This is a genomic window from Paenibacillus sp. MBLB1832, assembly GCF_032271945.1.
GTDB lineage: Bacteria > Bacillota > Bacilli > Paenibacillales > NBRC-103111 > Paenibacillus_E > Paenibacillus_E roseopurpureus.
The window spans coordinates 278,782-302,958 of record NZ_CP130319.1 but is presented as its reverse complement, the minus strand read 5'-3'; the positions used below and the strand labels follow the sequence as shown (position 1 = coordinate 302,958).

General features: G+C 48.9%; 23 protein-coding genes and 1 tRNA gene. 2 read left to right on the top strand and 22 right to left on the bottom strand.

The window, feature by feature from the left end; genetic code table 11:
* Positions 1–11: 11 nt before the first annotated feature.
* The 5 genes from gpmI to MJB10_RS01390 all read right to left on the bottom strand — a co-directional run bounded on the left by gpmI (position 12) and on the right by MJB10_RS01390 (position 5,838).
* Positions 12–1,550 (bottom strand): 2,3-bisphosphoglycerate-independent phosphoglycerate mutase, encoded by a 1,539-nt coding sequence (gpmI, locus tag MJB10_RS01410; protein WP_314800874.1) that lies wholly within the window; start codon positions 1,548–1,550, stop codon positions 12–14.
* Position 1,551: 1 nt separating this feature from the next.
* Entirely contained in the window at positions 1,552–2,304 is a 753-nt protein-coding gene (tpiA, locus tag MJB10_RS01405) for a triose-phosphate isomerase (RefSeq protein ID WP_314800871.1), read from the bottom strand.
* 35 nt (positions 2,305–2,339) lie between these two features.
* Positions 2,340–3,521, bottom strand: coding sequence for a phosphoglycerate kinase (locus tag MJB10_RS01400; protein WP_314800867.1), 1,182 nt, complete (start codon positions 3,519–3,521; stop codon positions 2,340–2,342).
* Between the two features lie 202 nt (positions 3,522–3,723).
* A complete protein-coding gene (gene gap / locus MJB10_RS01395; protein ID WP_314800864.1) occupies positions 3,724–4,731 on the bottom strand; it encodes a type I glyceraldehyde-3-phosphate dehydrogenase in 1,008 nt (335 codons plus the stop codon).
* An 84-nt stretch (positions 4,732–4,815) separates the two neighbouring features.
* Positions 4,816–5,838 (bottom strand): sugar-binding transcriptional regulator, encoded by a 1,023-nt coding sequence (locus tag MJB10_RS01390; RefSeq protein WP_314800863.1) that lies wholly within the window; start codon positions 5,836–5,838, stop codon positions 4,816–4,818.
* 254 nt (positions 5,839–6,092) lie between these two features.
* On the opposite strand from MJB10_RS01390, the gene MJB10_RS01385 reads away from it, so the two are divergent.
* Both MJB10_RS01385 and clpP read left to right on the top strand, forming a co-directional pair.
* Positions 6,093–6,164 (top strand) — tRNA-Arg (locus MJB10_RS01385).
* A gap of 170 nt (positions 6,165–6,334) precedes the next feature.
* Positions 6,335–6,916 carry an ATP-dependent Clp endopeptidase proteolytic subunit ClpP gene (clpP, locus tag MJB10_RS01380; protein ID WP_314800862.1) on the top strand — a complete coding sequence of 194 codons (582 nt, stop codon included), beginning with the start codon at positions 6,335–6,337 and terminating at the stop codon, positions 6,914–6,916.
* 67 nt (positions 6,917–6,983) lie between these two features.
* Here the strand turns inward: clpP and MJB10_RS01375 are convergent, their stop codons facing one another.
* The 17 genes from MJB10_RS01375 to MJB10_RS01295 all read right to left on the bottom strand — a co-directional run bounded on the left by MJB10_RS01375 (position 6,984) and on the right by MJB10_RS01295 (position 23,980).
* The gene (locus tag MJB10_RS01375; RefSeq protein WP_314800861.1) at positions 6,984–8,747 is read right to left on the bottom strand and encodes a stalk domain-containing protein; all 1,764 of its coding nucleotides are present in this window, start codon (positions 8,745–8,747) and stop codon (positions 6,984–6,986) included.
* 207 nt (positions 8,748–8,954) lie between these two features.
* Positions 8,955–9,224, bottom strand: coding sequence for an HPr family phosphocarrier protein (locus MJB10_RS01370; protein WP_028555561.1), 270 nt, complete (start codon positions 9,222–9,224; stop codon positions 8,955–8,957).
* 139 nt (positions 9,225–9,363) lie between these two features.
* Positions 9,364–10,305 (bottom strand): DNA-binding protein WhiA, encoded by a 942-nt coding sequence (gene whiA / locus MJB10_RS01365; protein ID WP_314800839.1) that lies wholly within the window; start codon positions 10,303–10,305, stop codon positions 9,364–9,366.
* Between the two features lie 5 nt (positions 10,306–10,310).
* On the bottom strand, positions 10,311–11,294 hold the full coding sequence (locus MJB10_RS01360) for a gluconeogenesis factor YvcK family protein (RefSeq protein ID WP_314800837.1): 984 nt from the start codon (positions 11,292–11,294) through the stop codon (positions 10,311–10,313).
* Between the two features lie 30 nt (positions 11,295–11,324).
* The gene (gene rapZ, locus MJB10_RS01355; RefSeq protein ID WP_314800835.1) at positions 11,325–12,212 is read right to left on the bottom strand and encodes an RNase adapter RapZ; all 888 of its coding nucleotides are present in this window, start codon (positions 12,210–12,212) and stop codon (positions 11,325–11,327) included.
* Positions 12,213–12,287: 75 nt separating this feature from the next.
* Positions 12,288–13,235: an ROK family glucokinase gene (locus MJB10_RS01350; RefSeq protein WP_314800833.1), complete on the bottom strand. Its 948-nt coding sequence runs from the start codon at positions 13,233–13,235 to the stop codon at positions 12,288–12,290.
* Between the two features lie 159 nt (positions 13,236–13,394).
* Positions 13,395–14,342, bottom strand: a complete 948-nt coding sequence (gene trxB, locus MJB10_RS01345) for a thioredoxin-disulfide reductase (protein ID WP_314800830.1) — start codon at positions 14,340–14,342, stop codon at positions 13,395–13,397.
* A 106-nt stretch (positions 14,343–14,448) separates the two neighbouring features.
* On the bottom strand, positions 14,449–16,188 hold the full coding sequence (locus MJB10_RS01340; RefSeq protein ID WP_314800827.1) for a tetratricopeptide repeat protein: 1,740 nt from the start codon (positions 16,186–16,188) through the stop codon (positions 14,449–14,451).
* Between the two features lie 110 nt (positions 16,189–16,298).
* Entirely contained in the window at positions 16,299–17,249 is a 951-nt protein-coding gene (locus MJB10_RS01335) for a ribose-phosphate diphosphokinase (protein WP_314800824.1), read from the bottom strand.
* 75 nt (positions 17,250–17,324) lie between these two features.
* Positions 17,325–18,131 carry a histidinol-phosphatase HisJ gene (gene hisJ, locus MJB10_RS01330; RefSeq protein ID WP_314800823.1) on the bottom strand — a complete coding sequence of 269 codons (807 nt, stop codon included), beginning with the start codon at positions 18,129–18,131 and terminating at the stop codon, positions 17,325–17,327.
* A gap of 21 nt (positions 18,132–18,152) precedes the next feature.
* A complete protein-coding gene (hisIE, locus tag MJB10_RS01325) occupies positions 18,153–18,809 on the bottom strand; it encodes a bifunctional phosphoribosyl-AMP cyclohydrolase/phosphoribosyl-ATP diphosphatase HisIE (protein WP_314800820.1) in 657 nt (218 codons plus the stop codon).
* Positions 18,806–19,564, bottom strand: a complete 759-nt coding sequence (hisF, locus tag MJB10_RS01320; protein ID WP_314800817.1) for an imidazole glycerol phosphate synthase subunit HisF — start codon at positions 19,562–19,564, stop codon at positions 18,806–18,808. The genes hisIE and hisF overlap by 4 nt, the downstream gene beginning before the upstream one ends.
* A gap of 30 nt (positions 19,565–19,594) precedes the next feature.
* Positions 19,595–20,200, bottom strand: a complete 606-nt coding sequence (gene hisH / locus MJB10_RS01315; protein ID WP_314800814.1) for an imidazole glycerol phosphate synthase subunit HisH — start codon at positions 20,198–20,200, stop codon at positions 19,595–19,597.
* 2 nt (positions 20,201–20,202) lie between these two features.
* Positions 20,203–20,811, bottom strand: coding sequence for an imidazoleglycerol-phosphate dehydratase HisB (gene hisB / locus MJB10_RS01310; RefSeq protein WP_314800811.1), 609 nt, complete (start codon positions 20,809–20,811; stop codon positions 20,203–20,205).
* Entirely contained in the window at positions 20,812–22,098 is a 1,287-nt protein-coding gene (hisD, locus tag MJB10_RS01305; RefSeq protein WP_314800807.1) for a histidinol dehydrogenase, read from the bottom strand.
* Between the two features lie 17 nt (positions 22,099–22,115).
* Complete coding sequence (hisG, locus tag MJB10_RS01300; RefSeq protein WP_314800804.1) at positions 22,116–22,751, bottom strand: ATP phosphoribosyltransferase; 636 nt, start codon at positions 22,749–22,751, stop codon at positions 22,116–22,118.
* Between the two features lie 41 nt (positions 22,752–22,792).
* Positions 22,793–23,980, bottom strand: coding sequence for an ATP phosphoribosyltransferase regulatory subunit (locus MJB10_RS01295; protein ID WP_314800801.1), 1,188 nt, complete (start codon positions 23,978–23,980; stop codon positions 22,793–22,795).
* Positions 23,981–24,177 lie beyond the last annotated feature (197 nt).

Genomic DNA, 24,177 nt, shown 5'->3' with positions numbered 1-24,177 from the left:
TATAAATTTAGTTATCTTTTTAGAATTGTAGCGCCAGTCATTTGCTCTGGTTGCTTCACTTCCAAGAAATCTAGCATCGTTGGTGCAATATCTGCCAGAATACCGCCGTCTCTTAGTGTAACAGATTTGTCCGTCACAATAAAAGGTACTGGATTCGTTGTATGCGCTGTGTTGCGTGAGCCGTCTTCATTCGTGACGACGTCGGCGTTTCCGTGGTCCGCTGTGATGCAGACAACGCCGCCTTTCGCTAGAACCGCTTCGACAACTTTTCCTAGACACTCATCTGTCGCTTCGATCGCTTTCACTGTAGGCTCCAGCAATCCGGAGTGACCGACCATGTCTGGGTTCGCAAAGTTCAAAATAATCGCATCGTGTTTATCCGCTTCGATTTCCTTCACGACAGCTTCTGCTAGTTCATATGCGCTCATCTCAGGCTGCAAATCGTACGTTGCTACCTTAGGAGAAGGAACAAGCAAGCGCGTTTCGCCTGGCAACTCCGCGTCGCGGCCGCCGCTGAAGAAGAACGTTACGTGCGGGTACTTCTCGGTTTCCGCAGCGCGAAGCTGAGTCAATCCGTTCTGTGCCAGCACTTCACCAAGCGTATTATCGAGATCCTTCGGTTTGTAAGCTACGAAACCGTCTACGGACTCGCTGAACAGCGTCAGACACACGTAGTACAGGTTCTTAGCCGCTTTAGGACCGCGATCGAATCCACGGAAGTCTTCATTCGTGAAGACCTGAGAAAGCTGAATGGCACGGTCTGGACGGAAGTTGAAGAAGATGACCGCATCGCCTGACTCGACGAGTCCAACGGGCTGGCCGTCTTCCCCTACGATGACCGTTGGCATAACGAATTCGTCATACACGGATTTCTCATAGGATTCAACGATCGCTTTCATCGGATCCGTGTAGGCTGGACCTTCGCCATACACCATGGCGCGGTAGGATTTCTCCGTACGCTCCCAGCGTTTATCGCGGTCCATCGCATAATAACGACCTTGAACAGTCGCGATTTTGCCTACGCCGACTTCCTTAATTTTGTTCAGCAAGCTTTCCATGTAACCTTTCGCTGAATCGGGCGCCACGTCGCGGCCATCCAAGAATGCGTGGATGTACACTTCACTGAACTCTTCCTTCTTCGCTAGGTCAAGCAGGGCGAACAAATGCTGAATGTGACTGTGTACGCCACCGTCGGAAAGCAACCCGTAAAGGTGCAGCTTTTTGCCGTTATTTTTGGCATGACGAAGTGCGCCTACAATCGTTTCGTTGTCGAAAAATTCGCCATCACGAATCGATTTCGAAATCCGCGTCAGATCCTGATACACGATACGGCCTGCGCCGATGTTCAGGTGTCCGACCTCCGAATTCCCCATCTGGCCTTCTGGCAAACCGACAGCCTCACCGCAAGCGGTGAGGGTTGTATGAGGGAAAGTGGACCAGTAACGGTCATAGTTCGGCTTTTTGGCATGAGCAACCGCATTCCCCTGCTCTTCCGAGCGGAGTCCGAAGCCATCGAGAATGATGAGTGCTACCGGTTTCGGTCTGGACATGTTACTTCGCCCCCTGGACGAGTTGGATGTAGGAAGCGGACTCTAAGCTCGCTCCGCCTACAAGCGCGCCGTCGATGTCAGGCTGTGCCATGTACTCAGCAATGTTGTTCGGCTTTACGCTGCCGCCGTATTGGATACGGACTGCTTCCGCTACACCTGCGCCGTACAGACCGCTCACCAATGTTCGGATGTAACCGATCACGTCTTGTGCATCTTCCGCTGTGGAAGATTTACCTGTCCCGATCGCCCAGATTGGCTCGTACGCAATAACAACTTGTGCCGCTTGCTCTGCGCTCAGACCAGCAAAAGCCGCTTCCGTTTGCACTTTACAAACGTCTTTCGTTTGACCCGCTTCACGCTCTTCCAATTTCTCGCCTACGCAAAGAATTGGTTTCAAGCCGTGTTTGAAAGCCGCAACGACTTTCTTGTTCACGATTTCGTCGGACTCAGCGAAGTACGCTCTGCGCTCGGAGTGACCGATGATCACATACTCAACGCCAAGATCTTTCAGCATAACGCCGCTGATTTCGCCCGTAAATGCGCCGTTATCTTCGAAGTGAAGGTTTTGTGCGCCAACATGAACGTCTGTGCCTTTCGTTGCTTCAACAAGCGCAGGAAGGTTTGTGAAAGGGGAGCAAATTACGCTCTCCACGCCCGCTACTGTGCTGCCTTTCACTTCGTTTACGAAGCTGATCGCTTCGGAAACCGTTTTGAACATTTTCCAGTTACCTGCGATAATCGGTGTTCTGCTCATGGGTTAGAGACTCCTTTTTATAGAAAAATAATGTCTTATTTATCGTTCAATGCGACTACACCTGGCAATGCTTTACCTTCCATAAACTCCAAGGAAGCGCCGCCGCCTGTGGACATATGGTTCATTTGCTCAGCCAAGTGGAATTTCTCTGTAGCTGCAGCGGAATCGCCACCGCCGATAACTGTGTAGCCTTCTGTTTTCGCACAAGCTTCTGCAACCGCACGCGTACCGTGGGAGAATGGCTCGATTTCGAATACGCCCATCGGTCCGTTCCAAACAACTAGTTTGGACTTCGCGATCACGTCTGCATAAAGCTCACGCGTTTTCGGTCCGATGTCAATGCCTTCCCAATCTGCAGGAATGCTGTCGATATCAACGATTTGAACGTTCGCATCCCCACCGAATTTATCCGCAACCACGATATCCACTGGAAGCAGGAAGTTCACGCCTTTTTCTTTTGCTTTCGCGATAAAGCTAAGCGCCAAATCAAGCTTCGAATTATCAAGAAGTGATTTACCGATTTCATAGCCTTGTGCTTTCAAGAATGTATAGGACAGACCGCCACCGATAAGGACGTTATCTGCAATGTTCAGGAGGTTCTCAATGACAGCAATTTTATCTTTTACTTTGGATCCGCCCACGATGGCTGTGAAAGGACGCTCTGGGTTGTTCAGCGCTTTGCCTAGAACTTCAAGCTCTTTCTCCATCAAAAGACCGGAAACAGCTGGAATATAAGCTGCTATTCCTGCCGTCGAAGCATGTGCACGGTGAGCAGCACCGAAAGCATCGTTCACGAACAAGTCAGCCAGTTCAGCGAAAGCTTTCGCCAATTGGGGATCGTTCTTCTCTTCACCTTCGTTGAAACGAACGTTTTCAAGCAAGAGAACGTCACCATTTTCAAGCGCATCGACTTGTGCTTTCACGATTTCGCCTACGGATACATCCGCTTTGACCACGTTTTGACCAAGCAATTCAGCTAATCTAGCTGCAACTGGTATCAAACGAAGTTCTTCAACCACTTGTCCGTTAGGACGACCAAAATGGGCAGCAAGAATGACTTTAGCGCCTTGCTCGACTAAGTACTTAATCGTTGGCAGTGTTTCTCTGATACGTGTATCGTCAGTAATTTGACCATTTTCTACAGGAACGTTGAAATCAACACGAACAAATACTCTTTTCCCAGCTACTTCAACATCGCGAACACTTTTCTTATTCATCTTAAAAGCCTCCTGAACGGGTATGGGTATCTTCCAGCCTATCTCTCATATGGGTAAATCGCACATAAAGAGGAGAATCGCTTCTCCCCTTCATGTGGTTTTTCAGTTGAATGAAGGAATACTACTTATCCTTCATTCAACCTGGATAAACGCTCTCGTCCGTAATGGACGAAGGATTCGTTTATCTTGGATGATTATGAAATTACAGACCTTTTTTCGCGATGTAAGCTACCAAGTCAACAACGCGGTTGGAGTAACCCCACTCGTTATCATACCAGGAAACAACTTTCAACATGTTGTCGCCAACTACCATCGTGGACAAAGCGTCAACTGTGGAGGAAGCTGGGTCACCATTGAAGTCGCTGGATACAAGCGGCTCTTCTGTGTAGTTAAGGATACCTTTAAGCGGGCCTTCGGAAGCTGCTTTCAAAGCTGCGTTTACTTCGTCAACGGTTACGTTCACTTTAAGCTCAACAACCAAATCTGTTACGGATACGTTAGGTGTAGGAACACGCATAGCCATACCGTTCAATTTGCCTTTAAGCTCAGGAAGAACTAGACCGATTGCTTTTGCTGCACCAGTGCTGGAAGGAATGATGTTCTCAGCTGCTGCGCGAGCACGACGAAGATCTTTATGTGGAACGTCAAGAACGGATTGATCGTTTGTGTAAGAGTGAACAGTTGTCATCATCCCTTTAACGATTCCGAAGCTATCGTTGATAACTTTCGCGAAAGGAGCTAGACAGTTTGTTGTACAAGAAGCGTTGGAGATAATTGTGTGAGCTGCTGGATCGTATTTGTCTTCGTTTACACCAAGTACGATTGTGATATCTTCGTCAGAAGCTGGAGCGGAAATGATAACTTTCTTAGCTCCACCTTTCAAGTGAAGGGATGCTTTTTCTTTCGCTGTGAAGATACCTGTGGACTCAACAACGATTTCAGCGCCTACAGATGCCCAAGGAAGGTTCCCAGGATCACGCTCAGCAAAAACTTTGATGGAAACGCCATTTACGATTAGTTCGCCTTCGCCAGCTTCAACTGTAGCGTCAAGTTTACCGTGAGTAGTATCATACTTCAGCAAGTGAGCAAGTGTTTTAACATCTGTCAAATCATTTACTGCTACGATTTGTACATCTGGGTTGTTCAATGCTGCACGGAATACGTTACGACCAATACGACCAAAACCGTTAATACCTACTTTTGTTGCCATCGTCAATTCCTCCTAAGATTACATGAATAATTATATTTCAAAACGCAGCCAGATAAGGCATACGTTATGATGTCATCTTACTAGCTAAACATGCTTCATAATTTCCAAAGCTGCCGCTTCGTCGGTTACCAGCACGTCTTCCTGCCCATGTCTGAGAACTGACGCAATTGCCTCGCCCTTGCTCTTACCGCCTGCAACACCAATCACAACCTCCACCCGCTGCAGATCCTCTAGCCGCAGTCCAACTGTCGGCATCTTGTGAACCACATTCCCTTGGCGGTCAAAATAGTATCCGAGCGCTTCCGCCAGTGCACCTTCCGCTCTCAGACTGTCCGTAGTCTCTGGATCGACTTTACGTCTTCGTGCCATGACCATAGCATCTCCGATACCATGCACAACAATGCGACAACTGCGCACCGCGCCCACAACTTCCTGAATCTGCGAATCCTGAATGAGGGATTGATACGCTTCTTCCCCAAGATGATCTGGCACATGCAGCAGTCGATACTTACCGCCTGTTTTCTTCGCCATAATGGAGGCAATCGTGTTCGCTTGCATATCCACGCTTTCACCAAGTCCACCGCGTGCAGGTACGAACATACTGCCTTTCATCGAAGAGGAGAGAACCAAATGGTTCGCAATCTGCGCCATCGTCGAGCCGCCTGTTACCGCGATGATATCATCTTTGGCTACATACTTACGTAGAGCAGCCGCACCTGCGCGCCCAAGCTCTTTCTTCGTAAAGATTGAGGAGTCCGCGTCGCCAGGAACAATAATCACCTGCGATAAATGAAAAGCCTTTGCCACACTGTCTTCCAAATCGGTGAGTCCAAACGCCATCTTAATGATCGGCTGCATATCCTCTAGCAATTGATGGCCAGACTCGCTAAGCTTCATACCTGTCGCATCGGACTCCAACAGTCCTAGCTCCTTCAAGAAGTCCACTTCGCCACGGAGTACGCGCTCTGTCATATCGAGTGAGGACGCTAACGTCCGCCTGCCCACGACACCGGAAACTAAAATGTGCTGCAGAATCGAGTAGCGTTTCTTCATGATGTCCATAAGATCAGGCATGAGCTGTTTCTGAATATCAAGAATCTCTCTCATAGGACGATTACTTTCGCTCCTGATCCATCGTAGGACGTTTTGTGTCCCAGGTATACATTTTGTGTCCCACCTGGGTGAAAAAAAAGTTCCTTGCATCTGACTTATTTTGTTTCGCATTTACATTTCTTATTATAACCAAAATCTGTGCAACATTCAACATTTGTTCAAACAATTTCATCAATTTAGGCTGAAAGGGCTTTCTGTCTTGCTTTTTCTGGGGACCTGACTTATAATAACCCTTGCTTCACTTTTATGCGCCCGTGGTCCAATGGATATGACGTAGGCCTCCGAAGCCTGAGATAAAGGTTCGATTCCTTTCGGGCGCGTCCAGCAACACCGTACAACGAATACCGCAGTTATGAAAAACCTCGAATCAGCGCTGAAGCTGATTTTTTTTGCGTTTAGTTTGACCTTTCTTGACCTTCGGACGTTTTTTCGTTATCATACTTGTAGATACTGTAAATAGTATGTAACCCAACCCAAGGAGGTCATTCTCATGAGTTTTATTCCTATGGTCGTCGAACAGGACGCGCGCGGTGAAAGAGGATATGACATCTACTCTCGCTTGCTGAAGGACCGCATTATTTTCCTAGGCACAGGTGTCAACGATGTTGTGGCGAACTCCATCATTGCTCAGTTACTCTTCTTGGCCGCTCAAGATCCTGATAAAGATATCTCGCTATACATCAACAGCCCAGGCGGATCCATCACGGCTGGTATGGCGATCTACGACACGATGCAGTTCATTAAACCAGACGTATCCACGATCTGTGTTGGTATGGCCGCTTCGATGGGCGCATTCCTGCTCACGGCTGGCGCCAAAGGCAAGCGTTACGCGCTGCCGAACAGCGAAGTGATGATTCACCAGCCGCTAGGCGGTGCAGAAGGTCAAGCCTCAGACATCGAAATTCGCGCGAAGCGCATTTTGAAAATGAGAGACAACCTGAACACGATCCTCGCGGAGCGTACAGGTCAAACATTCGAGCGTATCGAGAAAGATACAGACCGCGACAACTTCATGAGCGCACACGAAGCTATGGAATACGGACTCATCGATAAAGTCATCGAGCGCGTCTAAACTTATACAAAAACCAGCCTGATCCCCTGCTCATCTGAGCAGGGGGATCGGCTGGTTTTTTAGTTTCTTATTTCTTATCTTCGAGTGGATAGAAAATCAAATCAATTGGGAATGCCGAGCCCGCTGGAGGCGTGAACTCAATATCTAAAGCATCTTCCGTGCCTGTCGTACGCGCTAGCACCTCTAAGCCATCAAACGCTGTGAGGACTCCGGAATACGGTACAGGAATGATTTCACCATTAATCTTAAATGGTCCCTTGAATACGCCGCCTCTGGCCATAATCATCACAGCCATCTTGCGCGGCTTATCCGCATGGATTTTGTAAACGACGCCGTAATTCCCGCCATTGATCACATCTAGCTTACGCATGACGTCGTAACCCTTCACGAATGGATCGGTTTTGTTGTCCCCTATTGTGAGTACAGACGTTTTCGTGAAGCTTGAAGCATCCACTTTCCATAGAATTTCAGATACAGGGAACGTCCCGCGCACATGGCCATTAAAGGAGAGCAGCGGCAGATCTTTTACCGTTGACGTTGTTAGCATTTGATCCGTTGCAATAAAGGACATTTGAAGCTCGCCATTCGTTTCGACGTCATAGAACAAATTGACCCCTTGGCCAGGGTAGAACTCCGGCAGTTTCGCATACACATAACTGGCGTGAGGCAGCACGGTCATTTCGTCGGTATACACATTGTTCAGCAAGAAATCGACAGATGCTTCACTGCCAATCAAATTCGCGTATACCGAAGGGTAGACCTCGCCTTTGTTCGTCGTTTTAATCGTAATCGGCTTATCCGTATTGTTCGTTGCAAAAATCGCAAACGTCATCTTCTTATTCGTGCCGTTGATATGGTCCGCGTACAAGCGCGCTTTGCCATTGATGTTGTCCTGATACAGAATCCCGTTCGTTGTGAACTCCTCAGGACTGTCACTCACCAGCAGTGAGCGGCCTTGCACTTCTTTCACTTCCCGCGGAAGCATCGGCATATCGGTGAAATGCGAATAAATCGTCGGCCAATTCGTTTTGATAAATCCGCCAACTGGTTTCGTATAAATCGGATATTCGACTTCACTTAAGTATTGTTCATTAACGACCGTTACATAGCTCTTAAACAGCTTACTCACATGGTCATGACGATCCTTAACCGTTAACGTGACAGGGTAGCTGCCTGGCTTAAAGAACGCTTCTTGTTTACCCGTCCAGTCATAGGAGACAATCCCTTCAGCATCTGGATCATAGCTCAAATCCACATATTTAACGGGCTCTCCCAGCCTGTAGGTAGGCTTCGCTGTGGAAAACTTAGCTACGGGACGTGAATTGCTGTCCTGATTGATATAAATCCCTTCAGGTGCTTTGAAATGGACAATCTCCACACGTCGAAGTTCACTGTTGTACGTGTACTTAGCTCCCATGTAATCAGCCAACCACGTCAGCTTCACAAGAAGCTTGCCGTTCACGATTGCCGCTACGGAATTGAACGGGATATCGACACCATTCGTCGTCACCGTCTTATGATCGGAATCCAGCACGATATTATAGCCTGGCGGCGCCATTTGGATGGTACGGGATAAATCGTTCCACTCCACTTGGAAACCCATCGTATCGCCAAGAAACTTGGCTGGAACAAAGGTGCTGCCATCAATAATCGTTGCAGGCGAGTCTAGGTGTATTTGCTCTTGATTGACGAATGCTTCTGCCTTATCAATATAAAGTAGAATAAAGGACGAACTTGTGGATACCGCCTGTGCGGCTGGTGCCCCGATCGTGGTGACAAGAAATAAAAGTAGAGCAAGTAAAGCAGTCATTTCTTTCTTCATCAGATTCATTTGTACGGCTCCTTCTCCAAGCTTAGATAGGCACGTTTGGAGGAACTACAAATAGCCTTATCCATCGTGACCACGTCTATTAGACGTAGCCAAGTGAAAAAGGTTGCTAATTTCACTAAATGTTAACAAATTTGGCGTCTCACACTGAAATGGGATTACCCCTTAAAATTGCAAAAAAGCCCCCTCGAAAGGCAGGCTTTTAAAGGATTATTGGTTTTCCAACTCTTCCTTACTGACTAATGTGACTAAAGCGTTTACAGCCTGCTCGGCATCCGAACCTTCTGCACTTATGAAGACTTCGGTCCCTGTGCTTATCGCAAGACTCATAATTCCCATGATGCTTTTCGCATTCACTTTCTTCTCATCTTTCTCAACAAAGATCTCGGATGAAAACTTATTCGCCTCTTGAACAAACAATGCCGCAGGTCTGGCATGAAGTCCTGTTCTCAACTTCACAACGACTGGACGTCTGGACATGGAACTAATTCCCCCTAGTGTGGAGCTTATATGGATTACTACTAAATAACAGCGTTTAGCTTATGTTTTAATATTATAGCATTTTTCCTTCAAGTACACTAGAAAAAATGCGAAAAACTTATGGGAGTGTTATTGGGGCCTAGTTTATCTGCGAATTTCGGTGTTTTTCGGCCAATTCGTCTATTTTTCGCAGCCGATGATTGACACCAGACTTACTTACACTGCCTGCTAGCATATCACCGACCTCCTTCAAATTCAAGTCGGGATGCATAAGTCTGATCTCTGCAACCTCTCTTAACTTCTCAGGTAAACTGTCGAGGCCGACTTCGCGCTGCAGCAATCGAATGTTCTCGATCTGTCTGACAGCGGCCCCGATCGTCTTATTCAGATTCGCCGTCTCACAGTTCACGATCCGATTCACGGAGTTTCGCATATCCTTCATGATCCGGACATCCTCGAACCGCAACAGCGCCTGATGGGCACCGATGATGCTCAGAAACTCAATAATTTTCTCGCCTTCTTTGATGTACAGCACGAACCCTTTCTTTCGCTCGATAAATCTAGCATTGAGATCGAACTTATTCGCAAGCTGCGTTAGCGCCTTGCAGTGTTCTTCATAGAGTGAGGCAATCTCCAAATGGTAGGATGAACCTTCCGGATTATTTACGGACCCTCCTGCCATAAAGGCCCCACGCATATAAGCACGCTTACAGCAATTGCCGCGAATAATGTCCTTATTAATGCCTGTCGTAAAAATGAATCCCTCGGAAACAATTTTCAAATCGCTGAGCAGCTCCTGAACTTGGCCAGGGACCCTTACGATATAAACATTGTTTTTCTTGAGACGCATCTTCTTACGTACAAGAAGTTCCGTGTGGGTATTATACGTCTTCTTAATCAACGAGTAAATACGCCGCGCGATCGCTGCGTTTTCCGTAGAAACGTCCAGCACAACACGCTGGCTCGTTAACTGTACAGAGCCATTCATGCGAATGAGCGCGGACAGCTCCGCTTTTTCACAACAAGGTTCGGAATCGTTGATTAACGTTAATTCTTTTTTGGTTGTTGCCGCAAAGGACAAGGGACTCACTTCTTCCTTAACAGCCAGCTTTCGACGAGCTGATAGATATGGTCACTCAATTTCTCGGCATCATGACGAAGATAGGTGCGGAACAGCACAAGTCGATCAGCGATTACGCGATAGCCTCTTTTCGTCACTTCGTCTAAGTCTAAATGAACCGCTTTCGAACCTTTTTCCGCATATCTCGCTTGCACTTGAGGCGGAATTTCACCATTATTGACAATTACATAATCAAATAAATGCTGCCCTAAATGATCGTAGATGGCATCCAAATGATCACTGACTGAGTAATCGTCGGTTTCGCCTGGCTGTGTCATGACGTTGCAGATGAATAATTTCACCGCGTTCGAAGCCATAATTTCTTCGACAATACCTGGCACAAGCAGATTAGGCAATAAGCTCGTATATAGACTGCCAGGGCCGCAAAGAATCGCATCCGCCTCACGAATCGCATGAATCGCATCCGTTAGCGGCGTTACATTTGCAGGCTCGATGAAGACTTGCTTGATCCGCCCGTCCGCCTTCGGAATTTTGGACTCACCGACGACCAAAGTTCCGTCCTCCATGAACGCTTTCAAGACAATCGCTTGATTGGAAGCTGGGATAACCCTGCCCCGCACAGCGAATACGCGGTTCATTTCCTGCACAGCGGTTACGAAATCACCTGTAATATCTGTAAGTGCAGCTAATATTAGATTTCCCAGACTATGTCCAGCTAATCCTGTCCCGTTCTGAAATCGATATTGAAGCATCAACGACAATAAAGGCTCGACATCGGCTAACGATGTTAACACATTTCGAATATCGCCTGGCGGCGGCATCTGCAATTCATTTCGCAGGATACCTGAGCTTCCTCCATCGTCTGCAACGGTCACGATAGCAGTAATATCAACTGGCTTCTCTTTCAGTCCTCGCAACATCACCGAGAGCCCCGTTCCACCGCCGATCACGACTATTCTGGGTTTACGCTGTAATTGCCCACGCTCCATACTTCTTTCACCCTCTTACTCGCATAGCCGCTATACGCGGTCCCTCTCGGCATCTCGATGACTGAGACGCACGGTCTCTGTTTCACTGTTTCCCATGACTCTACCCAGATATTCGGTAATCGCTACCGATCTGTGCTTGCCGCCTGTACAGCCGATTCCAACGACAACCTGACTTTTGCCTTCTTTCTTATACTGTGGCATTAAGAAGTTCAACATATCCAAGAGTTTAGTAAGGAACTCCTGTGTCTCCGTCCACTTCATCACGTAGTCATAAACATCTGGATCTTGCCCTGTTTGCGGGCGAAGCTGTTCCACATAATGCGGATTAGGTAGGAAGCGCACATCGAAGATAAGATCAGCATCAATCGGGACACCATATTTGAAACCGAAAGAGATTACATTTATAGATATGCGATTAGCTTCTAGATTGGTGAAACGGGATATAATTCTTTCTTTCAAATGCGCTGGCTTCAGACTGCTCGTATCAATGACCTGTGTAGCTAGGCCCTTGAGCTCTTCCAGCAGTTTACGCTCCAGTGCGATCCCCTCCAGCGGCAATCCGTCTGGCGCCAATGGATGGCGGCGGCGGCTTTCCTTGTACCGTTGAACGAGCGTCGCATCCGTCGCATCTAAGAATAAAATTTCATAGCTGAGCGTGTAATTCTCTTGAATATACCGCAATGATTCCTGAAGGGCAGTGAAAAACTCACGTCCGCGCAAATCGATCACCAAGGCGACTTTGCCGATTTTCCCCATCGACTGAACGATTAACTCGGCGAACTTCGGAATGAGGACAGGAGGCAAGTTGTCAACGCAGAAGAATCCCAAATCCTCCATACTTTGGACAGCAATGGTCTTCCCAGCACCCGACATTCCTGTAATGATGACCAGTTTGGCTAAAGGGTGGTTCTCTTCCATGAATGACACCTTCCTTTGGGATGCTCTCACAGATGAACCTTTGAGGGTGCTCACCTGCGAACCCGGTCTAACCAACTATCTTAAATTCAATCCCGCTGCGCCAACTACACCTGCATCGTTACCCAGTGTTGCTGCAACAATTTCGACACCTTCTGCAGCTGCAGGAGGCGTGAATTTGATGAAAGTCTCACGAATCGGTTGGAACAAAATTTCGCCAGCCTTCGACACCCCACCGCCGATGATAAAGCGCTTAGGGTTGATCACAACAGCTAATGCTGCCATGGAACGGCCGATATAATAAGCCGCACGATTAACGATGCGCAGGGCCACTTCGTCGCCGCTTTTCGCATCATCGAATACATGCTTGGCTTCAATTTTCTCATGTAGAGCAAGTGATGTACGCTCACCGCGTTCAACCGCTTCCTTCGCCATTCGCACGATGCCTGTTGCCGAAGAAACGGTCTCCAAGCAACCCATTTGACCGCAGCCGCATTGAATAGCTTCAATATCAGGAACGATTGACATATGACCAAGCTCGCCAGCCATGCCCGCAGAACCTTGATAAATTTTACCGTTAATAATGATACCGCCGCCAACGCCTGTTCCCAGTGTGTAGCAGACCACGTTCGGAATACCTGCTCCCGCTCCTGCCCACGCTTCACCTAGTGCGGCTACGTTAGCATCGTTATCGATTTTAACTTGTTTACCCAGAAGTGTTTCAAGTGTCTTCTTCGCTGGGACGTTATGCCATTGCAAGTTTGGAGAAAATTTGACAAAACCTTCTGGAATATCCATAAAGCCAGCCAAGCCAGCTCCGATTCCCGCAACTTGCTCCCATGTGTACGAAGATTCTTCGACAATTTGACGCACATACTGCGCGATACGTTCAAGAACGGAGTCCGCACCTAGTTCAGGTGATGTTGGACCTTCCAACGTTTGCAGCAGCTTCCCTTGCTCGTCACAAATACCTACTTTAATATTCGTGCCGCCTAAATCTACACCGATATAAATTTGATTGGACATTACAAGGTCACCTCATGAATAATCATAAAATTTTCGGACATTTGCTCCTTTACCCACTATAAGACAAGCCTGAGAACAGGTCAAGATAGACAGGTGCCCCCTATAAAAGAGAAAACGCGGAAAGCGTAGCCTTCCACGTTAACTGAAATGCCTTACGACTTACAACGAAACGCTCCAGTCATGAACACTGTTGCCTTCTAGGAACTTCTCGGCTTCCAAAGCTGCCGCACAACCGCTGCCCGCTGCTGTGATCGCTTGACGATACTTCGTATCCTGCACATCGCCGCAAGCGAATACGCCTGGGATGTTCGTCTCTGTAGTACCTGGTTTCACCACGATATAACCGTGCTCATCCGTTTCAATCTGACCGCCGAGGAATTTCGTATTCGGTGTGTGGCCGATAGCGACGAAGATACCGTCTGTTTCGATGATTTCTTCCTCGCCGGTTGCATTATTTTTAACTTTAAGGCCTGTTACGCCTTTCTCTCCTGCAACGACTTCAAGCGGCGTATTGTTCAGCGCCCACTTCACTTTCTCGTTGCCGCGTGCGCGGTCTTGCATAATTTTGGAGGCGCGAAGCTCATCACGACGATGAACAAGGCGTACTTCCGATGCAAAACGCGTCAAGAAGTTTGCTTCTTCCATCGCGGAGTCACCGCCGCCAACGACGATAATCTTTTTGCCGCGGAAGAAGAATCCATCACACGTCGCACAAGTGCTGACACCGCGTCCGATGTTTTCTTTCTCATTCGTGATGCCGAGCAATCTAGCTGATGCACCCGTGGAGATGATCAACGTTTCAGTCTCGATTTCGCCAAGACCTTCCACTTGCAATTTGAAAGGGCGGTTCGTCAATTCTACAGAGTTAACCCAGCCCGTTTTGAATTCAGCGCCAAAGCGTTCAGCTTGTTTGCGCATATTTTCCATTAATTCAGGTCCCATGATGCCTTCAGGGAATCCAGGAAAATTCTCGACTTCGGTCGTTGTTGTCAATTGTCCGCCTGGTTCTGGACCTTCGATAACAAGCGGGCTAAGATTCGCACGCGCCAAGTAAATGGCGGCTGTCAGACCAGATGGTCCTGTTCCTACTACGACTGATTTATACATATGGTTTCCCTCCTACGCGCTTTCCTTAGGAAAGCTGTCTTTACTGAACATGTGTAGCTCTATATGTATGAAAGCCGAAACTTTCATGTTGCAGGAAGCTCGGCTATCAAAGACTCGTAAATTTATCGAAAATCGCATCCATCTTCTCGCGAAGACCGCAGGTTTCATCGATCAGCTTCACATGCCGACTGACGGTGGATACCGTTACGCCGTAACGCGTAGCAACCTCCTGATAGGAAATTGCCCGGCGATGCATCTTCGCAATCAAATATTCCAGCGCTGCAGCCCAACCCTCTGATTTATGAATCTTAGGGACGGCAGGATACATCTTGGTTAAGAACTCGATCCACAGGATTTCGAGGTCATATTGCTGCACCATGTCATAACGCTTGTGCATATGCGAAAGCGCGGTTTCCATGACACGCTGCCAACTCGCATCCCAAACAGGCAGATGAGGAGAATACGGCGATGCTTCGACCAAGACTTCCTCATTTTCCAAAAAGGCAGGCAGTGAATCACGAATCCCCATACTTCTCAGGACGAAAATTGCCACCTTCTTCAGATAGTCATCCTCATTCTGATCCAAGATGAAGTTCTGCAGCGCATCCTTCACTTCGTTATCGGCAATCAAACCGAACGCTTGAATGACTTGCAGCTTCGTCTCCACGTCACCGTGCCGTAAAGCCCAGAAGAACGAGGACCGCACGAGCGGATCCTTCTTGAGCTGATCGGGAATGCCCTGCGTCGATTTCTCCAACGCACGGAACTGTTCCTGGAAAGGCAGGTGGTAGTGGTAACTCCACGTTAATGGGACTGCTGGAGACGTTTCTCTCACCCGCAGCTGTTCCAAATAAAACTTCGAAATCTCCGTACCGGGATCCAGCTTCTGAACCTGTTTCCAGTAACGATACGCTTCTGCAAAACGACCGATATGGCAGGCTGCAACAGCAGCATAATGATACAAGCAAGGGTCTGCCCCGCCGTCGCCGGCTTTCAGCAGCCTCTTGAACAAATGGTAGGCCTTCTCATGCTGAGAGAGAATCCCCATGGTCGTTGCCAGCTTGAACACGTGCTCTTGCTGGAACGGGAACGTCTTGCCGAGCAAGGACGTGAGCTCCGTTAGTTCCTTCTTGTTGCCGAAATGCTGATGAAAGATCGCCATATTGCAGAGTGCATGCAGATTACCAGGATCAATAACCAGCACCTCTTGGATCGTGACCATCGCTTTCTCGAACTGCCCCATGTAGTAGTAGGCCAGCGCCAAATTGTTGCGTGCCGCCGTGAAATCGGGCTTCTTCTTGACAAGGTTCTCCAGTTGGCGAACCGCTTCAGCGAATTTACCTTCCTCCAACAACGCGCGCGCCTTATCATGCTCGAACAGCCCTTCTCGACTCTTAATGCTAGTGAGAGGGGCCGGTCGATCAAGCTCGTAGCTCAGCATCTCCATCATCTCTTCGGATTCGTCCATGAATTGACCCGTCGGGTCATTCTCCAAATACCGAACCAATGCCTGTTCTGCCTGCTCGAAATTTTCCATGTTGGCGTAGTTATTTGCCATATAAAAATGACACTCGGTCATCTCGGGATCGATCGTTTCAAGGATATGCTGCAAAATTTGGTTCGACTCGTCATAATTGCCCACTTCGGAGAGAACTCCTGCGAGATTGCAGTGATTCACAGGGTTATCCTGCTCATATTCTGCCGCTCGCCGGAAATATTTTAATGCCTTATCATAATGAAACCGATCCAAAGATTGAACCGCTCTCTCGAAAAAGAAGGCGGCATCCATGTTAATTGAAATAACTTTTGGTTGGGAAACTGCGGATATACGCTTTTTCTTTTCCATCGCAAGACACCTCCGGCAATTTGATTACACTCAAATTATACCATAGATCGCTTGGAAGCCAAAAACATTATCCGAAGGAAAGATATGGAGCTTTGAAAAATTGATGTTTCCTATACGCCGCCGTATTTGAATAGGGAGGATAGGGATCCACCGTCATTGATGATGCGGATCGCATCCGACAACAAAGGCGCAACCGAAAGCACGTTGAACTTCGGAGAATGATCCTCTGGAATCGCAATGGAATCCGTAATAATGACTTCTTTGATGCTTGGGTGATCGAGACGCTGCAAGGCTGGGCCAGAGAATACAGGGTGCGTTGCACAAACGTAAACATCAAGCGCGCCGCGCTCTTTGAGGCTCTCCACGACGTTGACGATCGTAGTCCCTGTATCGATGAGATCCTCGATAATAATCGGCGTACGCCCAGCAACATCACCAATGACATGCGTAATCACAGATTCATTATGCTCTGGGCGCTTCTTAATCATCATCGCGAAAGGCGCATCGAGAATGTTAGCCATTTTCTCAGCTGTAGTCGCCCGGCCCGCATCCGGAGATACGATAACTGGGTTTGGCAGACCTTTCCTTTTAATGCTGTCGCTGATCAGATCAAGCGCTGTCAAATGATCCACCGGAATATTGAAGAAGCCTTGAATTGCAGGTGCATGAAGGTCAATCGTAACGACACGAGTTGCTCCTGCTGCCCCGAACAAGTCGGCAACTAATTTAGCTGAAATCGGCTCACGCGGAGCGGCTTTGCGTTCTTGACGAGAGTAACCATAGTAAGGAATGACAAGGTTGATTGTTCTTGCAGATGCTCTTTTCGCCGCATCCATCATGACCAGAAGCTCCATCATATGCTCATTGATCGGATGGGAGAAAGTTTGTACCAGAAAGACATCACAGTTACGAATCGTTTCTTCGTACAGGCAATAAATTTCTCCGCTTTTGAAACGGGATAATTTAATTTGCCCTAGCGGCTGGCCGAGCTCTTTACAAATACTTTCTGCAAGCTTCGGATTCGAAGATCCGGAAAAAATTTTAACATTGTCGCTATGCATGGTTACTGGTTACCTCCGAAGGTTCATTAAATAAATTCAGTCTGTCCTACTTATTATACATGATTCATGTCACGTTTAAAAAGTCACAAGATGTCGTTTTCGAGCAGAAAATGTGGCTATTTCGTTAAATCCAATCGTTTTCAATAGCTCTCTAGCTTCATCCAAATACTGAGACAACCGTTCCGGCTGGTGCGCATCGGAGCCAAGCGTCACAGGGATTCCCACCTTATGGCAATACTCCAACATACGTCTGCTAGGGAACATCTCTTTGCACGGATGACGCAGACCAGAAGCATTCAGTTCAATCGCCAGTCCGCACTCTTTCACGGTGTCCAGCGCTGCTTTCTCGAGCTCCCATGTATCGCGATCCGGCACATAACCGAATCGTTTGATCATATCGATATGGCCGATATAATCATACAGCCCCGTTCGAGCTGCTTGCTTCACTGCCTCGTAGTATTGGGTATAAACTGCAAAAATATCCTTACCTTCCCAACCCGCCAGCTGTCTAAAATCAGAAATATCCCACTCACCTAAAAAGTGGACCGATCCGATCACATAATCCCAAGGATATGCCTGTATAATCGCTGCGATCTGAGCTTCATGACCCTCAATGTAATCGCCTTCCAATCCTACGCGAATATCGATCTGATCCTTGTACTTCTCCTTCAGGTGAAGGCATTCTTCCACATAACGGGGAAGCTCCTCCATCGGCATCGCCATTTCTGGCCAATACGTCTGCGGATCGACATGCAAAAGCGGCATATGATCAGAAAGCCCCAATTGGGTAAGCCCGATCTCGATGCCGCGTTTGACGTATTCCTCCAGTTCCCCAGAGGCATGACCGCAGCGCACATGATGTGTATGATAATCAATCAACATCGTGAATTCACTCCAGGTCGTTTACTTTTTAACGTGACGATTCGCCAGCTCTTTCATAATATCATCCAATGGCAATTTATTATTACGTAAAAGGACCATTAAGTGAAAAATAAGATCGCTCGCTTCATAGCGAAGCTCGTCATTGTCTTTATTTTTAGCTGCAATAATGACTTCCGCTGTTTCTTCGCCGACTTTCTTGAGAATTTTATCGACCCCTTTTTCGAAAAGGTAAGTCGTATACGCACCCTCAGGACGCTCCGCGTCACGGGAAGCAATAACCGCTTCAAGCTCGCCTAGAATGGCGAAACGATCGCCAGTGGCGGCAGCAGGAGCAGTTTCTTGGGCTGAACCTTCCACGGCAATGTTGGATGTAAAGCAGGAGTACGTGCCATTGTGGCAAGCAGGTCCCACTTGGTCAACAAGAACGAGCAGCGTGTCTGCATCGCAGTCGTAGCGAAGTGCTTTTACCTTTTGCGTATGACCAGAAGTTGCTCCTTTATTCCAAAGCTCATTGCGAGAACGGCTCCAGAACCACGTGTCGCCTGTTTGAATCGTGCGATGCAAGGACTCACTGTTCATGTAAGCGAGCATCAGCACTTCTTTGCTTCCGGCATCCTGCACAATCGCAGGAACAAGACCGTGAGCGTCAAACTTGATCTGATCTATTGAAAATGTCATCGAATCTCAACCCCTTTACCTTTCAGGTCTGCCTTGACCCCATCGATCGTTAACTCTTTATAGTGAAAAATCGTCGCCGCTAATCCAGCATCAGCTTTGCCTTCGGTAAACACGTCATAGAAATGTTCGGCTTTCCCCGCTCCGCCAGAAGCAATCACGGGAATCGTCAACAGCTCGGATACCGCACGCGTCAGCTTGATATCAAAGCCATCCTTCGTACCATCTGCATCCATGCTCGTTAACAGAATTTCACCTGCACCTAGCTCTTCCACACGTTTCGCCCATACCAGCGTTGGGATGCCTGTCGGTTTGCGTCCACCATGCGTGTACACTTCCCACTCGCCCCACTCGGGATTGAACTTCGCGTCAATGGCCACTACGATGCACTGTGAACCGAACTTACGCGCGCCATCCGATACGAGCTGAGGATTCAGCACCGCCGCCGTGTTGATCCCGATCTTGTCCGCACCTGCGCGAAGGAGACGCTTCATGTCATCGACGCTCGAAATACCGCCGCCAACCGTGAACGGAATTGTAATCTCGCCAGCCGTCTGACGAACGACCTCAACCATCGTTGCTCGCCCTTCAACGGAAGCCGAAATATCGAGGAACACAAGCTCGTCCGCGCCCTCCCTATCATAAATTGCCGCAAGCTCGACGGGATCGCCAGCATCGCGCAAATTGACGAAATTAACGCCTTTCACGACCCGGCCATCCTTGACGTCGAGGCAAGGGATAATTCTTTTGGCTAACATGCTCAGCACCTCCTCGAGACCGTTCAATACTTATTTACAAAGGGTCAAAAAATTGCCCAACAGCTTCATGCCGATCTCTCCGCTTTTCTCCGGGTGGAATTGCATGCCGTAGACGTTCTCACGGCCTACAATCGCCGTTACAGGCTGATAGTAATCTGTGACCGCCAACAGATCGCTTTCGCGCTCCGGCTTCGCATGGAAGGAGTGTACGAAATACACGTGCCCTTCCTCAATCCCTGTAAAAATAGGACTCTCACTCTGTCTGTAGCTCAGACGATTCCAGCCCATGTGCGGCACTTTGTAGTCTCCGCGGAAACGCACAACCGAACCTGGCAGAAGGCCTAGCCCTTCATGCTCCCCATGCTCTTCACTGCTAGAGAACAGCAGCTGCATGCCTAAGCAAATGCCCAGCAAAGGTTTGCCGGACGCTGCGTATTGCTTCACCGTCGCATCCAACCCTGACTCACGCAGATGCTCCATCGCATCCCCGAACGCGCCAACGCCAGGTAGGATCGCTCCTTCTGCCGCTAGAATCCGTTCCGGGTCCCCCGTAACGAGCGCTTCATAGCCGAGCCGCTCCACGGCCTTGCTCACGCTATGTAAATTGCCCATTCCGTAATCAATAATGGCGATCATGCCTACAGCACTCCCTTCGTCGAAGGAACCCCCTGCACACGAGGATCAATCGATGTCGCTTCATCCAACGCACGTCCTAACGCTTTAAACACGCCTTCGATCATGTGATGTGTGTTTTGTCCGTAATGCACGATAACATGCAACGTGATGCGCGCTTCAAGCGCGAACTTCCATAGGAATTCCTGAACCAGTTGTGTTTCAAAGCTGCCAACATTCGCTGTCGGATACTCTGCACGGTATTCAAAATGCGGACGGTTGCTAATATCGATCACAACCTGCGCTAACGCTTCATCCATCGGTACGAACACGCTCGCATAGCGTTTGATCCCGCGTTTGTTGCCGAGCGCTTCGCGCAGCGTCTGACCTAGGCAAATGCCGATGTCCTCCACCGTGTGGTGGTCGTCGATTTCAATGTCGCCTTTGGCATCCACTTTCAAATTAAAGTGACCGTGCTTCGTGAAGAGATCCAGCATATGATTCAAAAATGGAACGTCCGTTTGGAGCTCGGAAATTCCTGTTCCATCTACCTCAAAGGAGAGCTTGATGTCCGTTTCATTGGTCTTGCGGGCTACACTCGCTGTGCGAGTTCTTACTTGATCCTGTTCAGCCATCTACTTTAACTTCCCTTCCTTTTTGAGTCGAATCTCCACTGCGCGCGCATGTCCTTCCAGCCCCTCGTTTCGAGCCAGTGTCATGATCATGTCGCCGTTCGCGAGTAACGCTTCTTTGCTATAGTGAATAACGCTTGATTTTTTGAGGAAATCGTCCACATTCAGTGGCGATGAGAATCTGGCTGTGCCATTCGTCGGCAGCACATGGTTCGGTCCGGCGAAATAATCGCCGACAGGCTCTGTGCTGTAGGCGCCTAGGAAAATGGCACCTGCATTTTCGATGCGCGGCAGCCATGTGAATGGCTCCTGCACAAGCAGCTCGCAGTGCTCAGGCGCCAAGCGATTGACGACGTCGATGCCTTCATCGAGTGAGTCGACAAGCAGGATCGCGCCTTTCGTCGCCGTGGACACGGAAGCAATGGCTTTTTTCGGCAGCACGTCCAGCTGCCGCCAGAGCTCTTGCCGAACGTCCTCGGCAAGCTCGCGCGAAGGTGTCACCAGAATCGACGGTGACATCTCATCATGCTCGGCCTGCGCCAGCAAGTCGGCCGCGATGTACTGCGGATCGGCGTGCTCGTCGGCGAGCACGACAATGTCGGTAGGGCCGGCGATCATGTCGATATCGACGACGCCGAACACGTAGCGCTTCGCCAGCGCGACGTAGATGTTGCCCGGGCCGACGATTTTATCGACCGGCGCGATTGATGCTGTGCCGTAGGCCAGCGCGGCGATCGCCTGCGCCCCGCCTACGCGGTAGATCTCTTTCACACCCGCTTCGGCTGCAGCCACGAGAATATGCGGGTTAATCACTTCTTCGCCCGCGGTGGACGGCGGTGTCACCATCGCGATCTCCGGCACCCCTGCAACGATCGCAGGGATGGCGTTCATGAGCACCGAGGACGGATACGCCGCCTTCCCTCCGGGCACGTACAATCCGACCCGCTTCAGCGGTCGGATGATTTGGCCCAGCAGACTGCCGTCCGGCTGCAGGTCCATCCAGGAATTGCGTTTCTGCTTCTCATGAAACGCACGAATGTTCGCGGCGGCTTGACGCAGCGCCGCCAGGAACGAGGCGTCGACCTGTGCGTACGCCGCTTGGATCTCTTCATCGCTGACGCGAAGCTCAGCGACATCTACGCCGTCGAACTGCTGCGCGAGTCGGCGCAGCGCGGCGTCGCCGTCCTGCCGCACCTCATCGATGATGCGGCGGACGGATTCATTTTGCTTAGGGGAGCCGTATTCGACCTCGCGGTTTAATTGAAATTCGGATGCTGGCATAATCCGCATTCTCATCATCCTTTCATCTATAGCTTAGCTGTCGGCAATACCGCCTGCAGCAGATCACACAACCGTTGGATGGAGTCGTTCTTCATCCTGTAGCTCACACGATTCGCAATTAAGCGGCTCGTGATTTGGAAAATTTCCTCTTGCTCCACAAGCCCGTTTTCTTTTAAGGTTTGCCCTGTTTCCACCATATCGACGATGCGGTCAGCAAGACCGATCAGCGGTGCGAGTTCAATGGATCCGTTCAACTTGATTACTTCAACCTGCTGACCTTGCTCACGGAAATACTGTGATGCCACGTTCGGATACTTGGTCGCTACACGCGGATTGATCACTTGCTTCCAATCAGGCAGCCCAATAACCGACATGCGGCAGCGCGCGATACCCAGATCGAGCAATTCATAGACGTTCCGATTCTCTTCCATCAACACATCTTTACCTACCACCCCGATATCGGCTACACCATACTCGACATATGTAGGCACATCAACTGGTTTGGCTAAAATAAATTCCATCCTGGCCTCAGGCACAGGGATAATGAGACGGCGTCCTTCTTCCAAATCCTCTGGAATCGGCAATCCCGCTTTATGAAACAGCTTCGCTGCTTGTTTATAGATACGGCCTTTCGGCATCGCTACTTTTAGAATGTCATCCACCGTTCCAACCTCCTCCTTACTTACTTCCCTCACTAACGGATTTACTCTGCTGTGATCAATTGAAACACATCCTGATATCCGTCTCTACGCACTTCGACAGGCTTACCGTTTTGAACTTGTATGAGCTGTGTGACAACCATAGCAGCATTACCCATATCGCTCCGCATATCCTTAGCCAACTGCAACGCCTCTGCACGATGCTCCGCATCATAGACAATGAGTACACGTCTCTTTTGTGAGACTTGCTCTTTCCCCGTCACCTCAAGAATCCGATTCGTCTTAAGCGCAAAACCTGTCGCTGGCGCTGGACGCCCGAATTGGCTCAACAGGTTGTCGTATCGACCTCCGCTGCACACAGGGAAGCCAAGATCAGCGGCATAACCTTCAAACGTCATACCCGTATAGTAGGAGAAATCTCCGATCATTGTTAAATCAATCACCACGTGCTCACTGACGCCGTAAGCCTTCAGCACGTCCCATACTTCGCACAAATGTCGGATCGCGTCCTGTGCAATCGGATGCTGAGTAACCATGCGGGCCTGTTCGCAAATCTCATCCCCGCCACGTAATCTCAGCACACCATTCAGCTCACGCTCTACGTCAGGTGTCAGAGATAACGACTTGATCGCTTCTCGGTACCCCACATAATCACGACTGAGCAAATGCTCCTTCAGAGTTAGCTGTGCATCTGTACGTCCATCCAGAGTTTCTTGGAACAAACCATTCAAGAAGCCCACATGACCGAGCGCGATCTTAAACGTTTCAACACCCGCCGCCTGTAGAGAAGCAATGGCAAGTGCAACGACCTCAGCATCAGCTTCGGATGAAGCGTCACCGATCAATTCGACGCCCGTTTGATAGAACTCGGAATCACGGCCCGCTTCCTCTTCGATCGAGCGAAAAACATTCGAATGATAGGATAGGCGAAGCGGAAATTCTTGTTCTTTTAAAAGCGAAGAAGCTACACGCGCGATCGGAGCTGTCAGCTCTGAGCGAAGCACTAAGGTTTTCCCTTTGCGATCCAACAGCTTGAACAGCTTCTTATCTTCTGTCGAGCTTGCAACGCCGACTGTATCGTAATATTCAAGTGTAGGTGTAATGATCTGGTTATAACCCCAGCGTTCCATACATGCCAACACACGGGATTCTATATTTCTAAGTTTCGTTACCGCTTCAGGCAAATAATCTTTCACACCTAGCGGTTTTTCAAATACTTTTGGCTTCGACACCGTCTCACCTCAATAAGTGGAATATATTCAAGTTCATTCATTCGTTTTTTACTTTACTACGTTAACGTGCTACCATACTACCAAAATAAAGAATGTACGGCTATTTTATCACGTATCCCCTAGAGCGTCAATCATCAGAACCAAGAATGGCATATAAACCCATATGGGTCAACTGGTTCCGACTCACTCTCCTGATA